This is a genomic window from Streptomyces sp. NPDC104581, from assembly GCF_055583685.1.
Genome location: NZ_JBVJNN010000013.1, coordinates 155210 through 163664 on the forward strand (window position 1 = coordinate 155210; position 8455 = coordinate 163664).

General features: G+C 69.9%; 10 protein-coding genes and 2 tRNA genes. 2 read left to right on the top strand and 10 right to left on the bottom strand.

The window, feature by feature from the left end:
• Window positions 1-42: 42 nt before the first annotated feature.
• Both ACZ61E_RS13860 and ACZ61E_RS13865 read right to left on the bottom strand, forming a co-directional pair.
• Window positions 43-942 (bottom strand): putative RNA methyltransferase, encoded by a 900-nt coding sequence (locus ACZ61E_RS13860; protein ID WP_469699855.1) that lies wholly within the window; start codon window positions 940-942, stop codon window positions 43-45.
• Window positions 943-1016: 74 nt separating this feature from the next.
• Window positions 1017-1089, bottom strand: a tRNA-Ala gene (locus ACZ61E_RS13865).
• Window positions 1090-1208: 119 nt separating this feature from the next.
• Here ACZ61E_RS13865 and ACZ61E_RS13870 point away from each other — a divergent pair.
• The gene (locus ACZ61E_RS13870) at window positions 1209-2438 is read left to right on the top strand and encodes a glycosyltransferase 87 family protein (protein WP_469699856.1); all 1230 of its coding nucleotides are present in this window, start codon (window positions 1209-1211) and stop codon (window positions 2436-2438) included.
• Here the strand turns inward: ACZ61E_RS13870 and ACZ61E_RS13875 are convergent.
• The 8 genes from ACZ61E_RS13875 to ACZ61E_RS13910 form a co-directional block, all read right to left on the bottom strand.
• Window positions 2417-2650, bottom strand: coding sequence for a hypothetical protein (locus ACZ61E_RS13875; RefSeq protein WP_469699857.1), 234 nt, complete (start codon window positions 2648-2650; stop codon window positions 2417-2419). The genes ACZ61E_RS13870 and ACZ61E_RS13875 overlap by 22 nt on opposite strands.
• Before the next feature lie 3 nt (window positions 2651-2653).
• Window positions 2654-2818, bottom strand: coding sequence for a hypothetical protein (locus ACZ61E_RS13880; protein WP_469699858.1), 165 nt, complete (start codon window positions 2816-2818; stop codon window positions 2654-2656).
• Window positions 2819-3086: 268 nt separating this feature from the next.
• Window positions 3087-3159 (bottom strand) — tRNA-Ala (locus tag ACZ61E_RS13885).
• A gap of 151 nt (window positions 3160-3310) precedes the next feature.
• Complete coding sequence (locus ACZ61E_RS13890) at window positions 3311-3964, bottom strand: histidine phosphatase family protein (protein ID WP_469699874.1); 654 nt, start codon at window positions 3962-3964, stop codon at window positions 3311-3313.
• A complete protein-coding gene (gene rsfS / locus ACZ61E_RS13895) occupies window positions 3961-4392 on the bottom strand; it encodes a ribosome silencing factor (RefSeq protein ID WP_469699859.1) in 432 nt (143 codons plus the stop codon). Before rsfS ends, ACZ61E_RS13890 begins: the two co-directional genes overlap by 4 nt.
• A gap of 75 nt (window positions 4393-4467) precedes the next feature.
• Complete coding sequence (locus tag ACZ61E_RS13900) at window positions 4468-6180, bottom strand: LCP family protein (protein WP_469699860.1); 1713 nt, start codon at window positions 6178-6180, stop codon at window positions 4468-4470.
• 19 nt (window positions 6181-6199) lie between these two features.
• Window positions 6200-6829 carry a nicotinate-nucleotide adenylyltransferase gene (gene nadD, locus ACZ61E_RS13905; protein ID WP_469699861.1) on the bottom strand — a complete coding sequence of 210 codons (630 nt, stop codon included), beginning with the start codon at window positions 6827-6829 and terminating at the stop codon, window positions 6200-6202.
• 39 nt (window positions 6830-6868) lie between these two features.
• A complete protein-coding gene (locus ACZ61E_RS13910; protein ID WP_469699875.1) occupies window positions 6869-7078 on the bottom strand; it encodes a hypothetical protein in 210 nt (69 codons plus the stop codon).
• 150 nt (window positions 7079-7228) lie between these two features.
• On the opposite strand from ACZ61E_RS13910, the gene ACZ61E_RS13915 reads away from it, so the two are divergent.
• On the top strand, window positions 7229-8350 hold the full coding sequence (locus tag ACZ61E_RS13915; protein WP_469699862.1) for a M48 family metallopeptidase: 1122 nt from the start codon (window positions 7229-7231) through the stop codon (window positions 8348-8350).
• Window positions 8351-8455: the final 105 nt, after the last annotated feature.

The window sequence follows — 8455 nt, forward strand, 5'->3', positions numbered from 1 at the left end:
GTCCTTCGTAGGAAGGCAGGTCCGGGCGCGCCGGGACGGGTGTCAGAGCGGCCGGTGGACGGAGACGAGGAAGGAGACGGTCACCGGGAGCGGCGTGTCGAGCGACGCGACGCTCCGGTGCACCTCTTCCGGGCCGAGGTGGTGGGCGCTCGGGCCCATCAGGATCAGCTCACGCACGTCCTGGCCGGTCATGGTGACCGCGCGCTCGACGACATCGGCGCGTTCCGGCCGGAAGTGACCGGACAGGGTGCGGTGCAGCCGGTCCTCCTTGGCGGCGTCGACCGACAACATGCCCAGGCTGGCGGGGAGTTCACCGAGGTGGCGGGCGGTGGGGGTGACGACGACGAGGGCGCCGTCCGGCCGCAGGACGCGCCGGAACTCCGGGCCGTTGCGGGGTGCGAAGACGTTGACGACGACATCGGCGGCGCCGCTGACGACGGGCAGCGGCTTCCAGATGTCGCCGGTCGCCGCTCCGGCCCGCGGATGGGCGCCGGCGGCCCGCCGCAGCGCGAACTTGGACGCGTCGAGGCCGAGTCCCACGGCACCGGGCAGGGCGTCGAGGACGGCCGCCAGGTAGTAGCCGGTGCCCGCGCCGGCGTCCACGACGGTGCCGTCCGGCGGGCAGAGCCGGGCGACCGTGCCGGCCAGCGTACGGGCGAGCGGTTCGTAGTGACCGGCCTCCAGGAACAGCGTCCGGGCCGCCACCATGGCCGCGTTGTCGGCGTTGGCCGTGTTCGCGTTGCCGGTCAGCAGGCTGAGATAGCCCTGGCGGGCGATGTCGAACGAGTGGCCCGCCGGGCAGCCGAGGGACTTGACGCCCCGGAGGGTCTCGAAGGGCTCGGGAACACCGTGCGGGGGTGCGAGCGGCCCGCCGCACAGGGGGCACCTCAGCACATCGAGCAGCCGGTGCCAGAGGCCGGGCGCGGCGGGCGAGTTGGACACGGTGTTCCTCCGCGACGGGCTGTCAACGAGAAGAACCCGCCCGGACACGGTGTCCGGACGGGAACTTCGAGATGTGGAGCTAAGGAGAATTGAACTCCTGACCTCCTGCATGCCATGCAGGCGCTCTACCAACTGAGCTATAGCCCCTTGCGATGTACCGCGCTCCGGGCATCCCCTCGGCGGCGGTGCCAACATTACACGGTCCCCGAGGCCCACCGCCAAATCGTTTCCGATATGCACCGATAGTACTGCTACTGTCACCCTTCGTGACCGTAACCACTCACGCGCTCACGCGAGTGACCGCCGTCCGGCGGTCCGTCCTCGCGGGCGCCGGTGTCTGTCTGTTGTCCTTCGCGGGATTCTGGATCGCGCAGCGCCTCGCCGCGGTCTCGATGATCGACCTGATGGTCTATCGGGCCGAGGGCCGTACGGTCATCGACGGGCTCGACCTCTACGCGATGCGCGCGACCCGGGCGGGTCTGCCGACGACGTACCCGCCGTTCGCGGCACTGCTGTTCACACCGCTGACCCTGCTGCCCGTCCCCGAGATGCGCACCCTGGCCACCGCGGGCAACCTCCTTCTCCTCGTGGCGTTCGTCCACCTCTCACTGAGGCTGACGTTCCGGGACGCGGTGAAGCCCGCCGCCGTCCTGTGGGTGGCCGCGGTCGCCGTCTGGTGCGAGCCGGTGTGGACGACGCTGCGCTACGGACAGATCAATCTGCTGATCGGTGTGGCCGTCCTGTGGGACCTCACCCGCCGAGACGGCCACCGCTGGGCGGGCGTCGGCATCGGTCTCGCCGCGGCGATCAAACTGACACCGGCGCTCTTCGCCGTCATGCTGCTGATCACCGGTCTGCTGCGGTTCCGCGAGGCAGGCTGGAACCCCTGGCTGCGGCGGGCGGGCGTGGCGATGGGCGCGTTCCTCACCGCGACCGTCGCGTCGGCGGTCGTCCTGCCGGCCGACTCCCACCGCTTCTGGACCGAGATCGTCTTCCGGGCGGACCGGGTGGGCCGGGTCGAGGGCGCCGCGAACCAGTCGCTGCGCGGGGTGTTCGCGCGCGCCCTGCACACCGTCGATCCCTCGCACTGGTGGCTCCCCGTGGCCACGGTGGTGGCCGTGGCGGGGCTCGCCGTCGCGGTGACCGCCGCCCGCCGGGGACGGACGGCGGAGGCCACCGTCGCCTGCGCGGCCACGGCACTGCTGATCAGTCCGATCTCCTGGTCGCACCACTGGGTGTGGTGCGTGCCGATGGTGCTGCTGCTGGTGGCGCACGGCAGGACGGAGTGGGCGGTGGCGGTGGGGGTGGGCTTCTGGTCGTACGCGCTGTGGCGGGTGCCGCACGGCGCCGTGGAACGGCTTGAACTCGCCCAGAACCGGTCGCAGATGGTGCTCACGGCGATCTATCCGACGATGGCGCTGGGGATGCTGGTGTATCTGGCGGTCGCCGGCCGGAAGGAACCGGTACGCGCCGATTACGCGGTGGCGAAGGAGTAGAAGCGCTTGAGTGCGCAGTGCTCGTCCAGGAGCCGCCCGTAGATGGGCTCGCCCTCCAACTCCCGGTAGGTCTCGATCGGGTCGCCTTTTATGATGAGCGCGCGGGCGCACTCCGCGCACCAGTACTGGAACGAGGCGTTGAGCGGTTCCATGTCCCTGACGATGGGCGTACCGCTGCCGCACCAGTCGCATTTTCTCCTGTGCGCACCCATCAATCAGCTCCAGCTGTGGCCGCAGGCCGTGCACATGTAGGAAACTCCGCCGTTGTCTCCGAGTACTTGGGCCACATGGGACGAACCGCACGACGGACAGCTCGGGCCGGTGGCCGGCTCCGCCGCCGCGAGCAGATCACCGACCTGGTCGATGCTGCTGGCGGGCATCGCGCTCTCTCCTCCCCGTCCGTGCCGTCGTCCCCCTCCGGCGGTCCGATTCTGTCATGGCATCGCAAGCGGAGCAGCACGATCAGGCCGGGCCGTTACCTTCCGGCGTACGGCACCCGCTCCACCGGGTCGGGTCGGAACGGCGACCGGGTGCCTCCGGGCCCCGCGTGAGGACGTTCCGGCCCGCCGCGATCGGTGGGACACAGAACCCGGCCAACGGAAAATCCCGCCCTCGTGAAGAGAACGGGATTCATGGTGCGGAAAGATGTGGAGCTAAGGAGAATTGAACTCCTGACCTCCTGCATGCCATGCAGGCGCTCTACCAACTGAGCTATAGCCCCTCGTGTTCTCGGCGCTCGGCGCCCTGAACAAGAAGAACCTTAGCCTGCGACCAGCCGGAAAGTGAAATCCCTTCCCACGAGGTCCGGCAGGCGCCGGCCGACGTCGCTCGGCGGTCGTTCCGACGGCGTCCGCAGGCGGTCCGGGCCTTGCTCAGTCGTCGTCGCCAAGCACCGGCTCGGGGAGCGTCCCCGCGTTGTGCTCCTGGAGACGCCAGCCCCGGGCGCCCTCGCCCAGGACGGACCAGCAGCAGTTGGAGAGGCCGCCGAGACCTTCCCAGTGGTGCGCCTCAAGACCGAGCAGCCGGCCGATCGTCGTGCGGATCGTGCCGCCGTGGCTGACCACGACGAGCGTGCCGCCGTCGGGGAGCTTGTCGGCGTGCCGGAGCACGACGGGCGCGGCCCTGTCGGCGACCTCGGTCTCCAGTTCGCCGCCCCCGCGCCGGACGGGCTCACCGCGCTTCCACGCCCGGTACTCCTCGCCGAACCGCTCCACGATCTCCTCGTGGGTCAGGCCCTGCCAGGCGCCCGCGTAGGTCTCGCGGAGCGCGGAGTCGTGGCTGACGGGGAGCCCGGTCAGCGTGGCCAGCTCGTCGGCCGTGGCGACGACCCGACGGAGATCGGAGGCGACGATCGCGTCCGGCCGCAGCGAGGCCAGCAGCCGGGCGGAACGACGGGCCTGGGCCACGCCGTCCGCCGTCAGCTCGATGTCCGTCGTGCCCTGGAAGCGGCGTTCGACGTTCCAGGACGTCTGGCCGTGCCTCCACAGGATGACGCGGCGGCCCCTGCCGCCTCTGCTGCCGTTCAGCTCAGCTCACCGTCCACGGAGCCGTTCACCTCGGCGTGCTCGGCGCCCTTGCCCCGGGTCTTGACCGCGTCCTCCGGCAGCGGCAGCTCCGGGCAGTCCTTCCAGAGGCGTTCGAGCGCGTAGAAGACCCGCTCCTCGCTGTGCTGGACGTGGACCACGATGTCGACGTAGTCCAGCAGGATCCAGCGGGCGTCACGGTCGCCCTCGCGGCGCACCGGCTTGGCGCCGAGTTCCTTGTTGAGACGCTCCTCGATCTCGTCCACGATCGACTTGACCTGACGGTCGTTGGGAGCGGAGGCGAGCAGGAACGCGTCGGTGATCGACAGCACGTCACTGACGTCGTAGGCGATGATGTCGTGCGCGAGCCGGTCTGCCGCCGCCTGGGCGGCGGTGTTGATGAGCTCGATGGCGCGGTCCGTGGCGGTCACAGGCGATGCTTTCGTCGGCGGTCTGGAGACCCCCAGGGTCTCACGGACCGCCGACAAGCCGGTGCGGCCTTTCGATCAGCCGCTTTCGTAGTCCCCACCGAGGGTGACCGAGACATCGGCGTTGGGCGCGGCCTTGCCCTTCTTGACCGCGCTCACCGGCAGTCCGAGGGTCTTGGCGACCTCCTCCGCCTGCGCCTTGTTCTTGGCGTCACCATAGGTGACCTGCGACGACGCGGCCGGGTCGGCCGAACCGGCATCGACGAAGGTGTAGCCGCCGTTGATGATCGAGACCCGCGCGGCGTCCCTGTCCGCGCCGTCACCCGTGGCGTTCTTCACACCGACGCGCAGTGCGGCTCCCTGCTCGGGGGCGCTGACGGTACCGCCGAGGATGTCCTTGACGACGGTCTCGGTCGCCTTCTCACCGAGGCTGCCGTCCTCGGCGACGGGCAGGACGGTCGTCTTGTAGTCGCCGACCTTGGCGTGCGCCGCGAGGTTCGCCAGCGCCGCGCCGAGGTCCTGCTCGGTCATCGGCGGTTCGAGGATCTGCGCCAGGGTCTCGACGGTGATCGTCGCGCCCTTCGGGTCCTCGGAGATCTTCCGCAGGACGCCCTGCATGACCGCGCCGAAGCGCTGTAGCTGCTTCACCTCGGACTCACCGTCGGCGAGGTACGTGGCGTACGCGACGGCCGCCCGGCCGTTCAGCGACTGTTCCTCGCCCTTGGTGACCAGCGGGTCCTCGCCCTTCTTGGCGGCCGGGACCTCGGTGTCCGTGGTGATGTCGATGTTGCCGACCAGCTCGACCAGGTTCTCCAGATACGGGGTGTCGAGCCGCCAGGTACCGGAGATCTTGGTGCCGAGCAGGGTGTCGACGGACTCGCGGGTGGACTGGGAGCCGCTGTCGGCGATGGACTTGGCGAGGGTGCCGGTGGCGCCGGTCTCACCGTCGGCCACGGCGAGCGAGTTGGGCAGCAGGACGGTGGTGCCCTGCTTGGTCGTCTCGTTGTTGACGAGCAGGGCCGTGGAGGTGTCCTTGCTCTTGGTGTTGTGCAGGTTCACCATGATCACGTCGCGCTTCTGCGGCCCGGTGGCGGTGTTCTGCTTCTCCTCGCCGTCCGAGAGGCCGGGGATCTTGCCCGCGTACCAGAGGTAGCCGACACCGCCGACGACCACCAGCGCCATGACGACGACCAGGGCGACGACGCGGCTGCGACCGCGCCGGCGGGCCTCCTCGCGGCGCTCGGAGCGGCTCTCGGTGAACTTGAGCCAGTCGATGACGTCTTCGGACTCGGCGTCCGGCTCCTCTATGAAGGAGAACTGCTCGGTCCTGTACTCGCCGTCCGGGGCGGAGCGCCGCTGGCCGGGTACGGCGGGCTCGGGAGCCGGGGCGGACGGGGCCGCGGGGGGCGCCGCAGGCTCCTCGACCGGCGCGGACTGGTGTTGTTGCTGTTGCTGCGGCGGCTGTTGTTGCTGCGGGATGTTCCACTGCGTGGTGTCGACGGCCGCCGGCTGCTGGCCGGTGTCGTAGCCGTAACCCTGTTGCTGTTGCTGTTGCTGTTGGGCGTACGGGTCGTACGGGGCGGCCTGCTGCGCGCCGTACGGGTCGTAGCCGTAGCCCTGTTGCTGCGTGTACGGGTCGTACTGCTGCGCCTGGGGCTGTTGTTGCTGTTGCTGTGGCTCCTGCTGCTGGTGCTGCTGTCGGTACACCGGCTGCCCGTACTCGTCGTAGCCCACGATCTGCGGCTGCTGGTAATACGGGTCGTACGGGTCGTACGGCTGCTGGTCGTTCACCGGTGCCCCTCTCCGCGGCTCACTGGCCGCGGTACAACTGGCGCTTGTCGATGTAGCGCACCACACCGTCCGGCACCAGATACCAGACCGGATCGCCCTGCGCGACCCTTCCCCGGCAGTCGGTCGACGAGATCGCGAGCGCGGGCACCTCCACCAACGAGACGCCGCCCTTGGGCAGTCCGTCGTCCGTCAGATCGTGTCCGGGCCGGGTGACACCGATGAAGTGGGCCAGCGCGAACAGCTCTTCGGCGTCCCGCCAGCTGAGGATCTGGGACAGCGCGTCCGCCCCGGTGATGAAGAAGAGATCCGCGTCGCCGTGCAGGGAGTGCAGATCCCGCAGCGTATCGGTGGTGTAGGTCTTGCCGCCACGGTCGATGTCGATACGGCTGACCGAGAACTGCGGGTTGGAGGCCGTCGCGATGACCGTCATCAGATAGCGGTCCTCGGCCGGGGAGACCGCCGTCTGGCTCTTCTGCCACGGCTGTCCCGTCGGTACGAACACCACCTCGTCGAGGTCGAACAGCGCGGCCACCTCACTCGCCGCCACCAGGTGTCCGTGGTGGATCGGGTCGAACGTCCCGCCCATCACACCGAGACGGCGCCTGGCGCCGCCCTTCGCGCCGGCGGCCGACGCTTCCTGCTCTCCCATGCCTGCGGAGCCTACCGGCACGGCGTTACGGCTCCGTTCTCAGCGATCGCGGTTGAAGCGAGTGGTGATCCACAGCATGAGAAGCAGCGCGAACAGGGCGCCGCCGCCCGTGAGGTAGGCATTGAGGCTCTCGTGGTTGCCGCTGTGTTCGCCGCCCTCGGCGGCGACGGTGACCAGGTTGGCTGCGGTGCTGTAGAGGCTCATCTTCGGCAGGACCCATTCGATCGGGGGCGGAGACTTCGCGCACATCGTATGCGGGCCCTTCGGGCACCCTCACGCCGACTCGGACGTTGATGTCGACGACGGCGCACCGCGGCCCACGCACAACCGTATCGGCAGCACATACGGTGGGGCCTGTCAGGGGGACGAGCCGACGACTCGTACGAACAGGGGATTTCCATGACCGAAGACAGCCACGGGGCAGCCAGTCACGAGAGGGTGCCGAGCCGGCAGCGCAAGCGCTTCCCCGGAATCTCCTCCCGGGCGTACGAACATCCCGCGGACCGCTCGGCCCTCGTCGCGCTGCGCAAGCTGAGCGGCTTCGACACGGTCTTCAAGGCGATGAGCGCCCTGCTGCCGGAGCGCAGCCTGCGCCTTCTCTTCCTCTCCGACTCGGTGCGGGTCAGCGATGTGCAGTTCGCGCATCTGCACACGATGCTGCTGGACGCCTGTTACATCCTGGACCTGGAGAAGGTCCCCACGATGTACGTCGCGCAGAACCCGATGCCCAACGCGATGTGCATCGGGCTCGACGAGCCGATCATCGTGATCAACACGGGTCTGGTCGAGCTGCTGGACGAGGAGGAGATGCGGGCGGTCGTCGGCCACGAGGTGGGCCACGCGCTGTCCGGCCACTCCGTCTACCGCACGATCCTGCTGTTCCTGACGAATCTCGCGCTCAAGGTCGCCTGGATCCCGCTCGGCAATGTCGCGATCATGGCGATCGTGTCGGCGCTGCGCGAGTGGTTCCGCAAGTCGGAGCTGTCGGCGGACCGGGCGGGGCTGCTGGTCGGCCAGGACCCGCAGGCGTCGATGCGCGGTCTGATGAAGATCGCGGGCGGCAACCATCTGCACGAGATGAACGTCGACGCGTTCCTGGAGCAGGCGGCGGAGTACGAGGCGGGGGGCGATCTGCGCGACTCCGTTCTCAAGATCCTCAACGTCCTGCCGCGTACGCACCCGTTCACGACGGTGCGCGCCGCCGAGCTGAAGAAGTGGGGCGAGAGCCGCGACTTCCAGCGGATCATGGACGGGCACTACCCGCGCCGTACGGAGGACAAGGACACCTCGGTCAGCGACTCGATCCGGGACTCCGCCGCGCACTACGCGGACACGGTCCGTACGAGCAAGGACCCGCTGATGAAGCTGGTCGGTGACATCGCGGGCGGTGCGGGCGATCTGGGCGGCAAGCTCCGCGACAGGTTCACGGGCAACGGCGGCGGGAGCGGCGGGGGCGGCGCCTCCGGCTCCGACGACACCGGTGGCACCGGCGGCCGGCCGGCGGACGACGGCGGCAGGTAGGCCACCGCCCGACCGGGGGGGGGGGGGGGGGGGGGGGGGGGGGGGGGGGGGGGGGGGGGGGGGGGGGGGGGGGGGGGGGGGGGGGGGGGGGGGGGGGGGGGGGGG

Bases quoted from the DNA above. Each gene is read 5' to 3' on its own strand.
- ACZ61E_RS13880 (WP_469699858.1), bottom strand. From the start codon at position 2,818: ATGCCCGCCAGCAGCATCGACCAGGTCGGTGATCTGCTCGCGGCGGCG.
- ACZ61E_RS13915 (WP_469699862.1), top strand. From the start codon at position 7,229: ATGACCGAAGACAGCCACGGGGCAGCCAGTCACGAGAGGGTGCCGAGC.
- ACZ61E_RS13910 (WP_469699875.1), bottom strand. From the start codon at position 7,078: ATGTGCGCGAAGTCTCCGCCCCCGATCGAATGGGTCCTGCCGAAGATG.
- ACZ61E_RS13875 (WP_469699857.1), bottom strand. From the start codon at position 2,650: ATGGGTGCGCACAGGAGAAAATGCGACTGGTGCGGCAGCGGTACGCCC.
- nadD (WP_469699861.1), bottom strand. From the start codon at position 6,829: ATGGGAGAGCAGGAAGCGTCGGCCGCCGGCGCGAAGGGCGGCGCCAGG.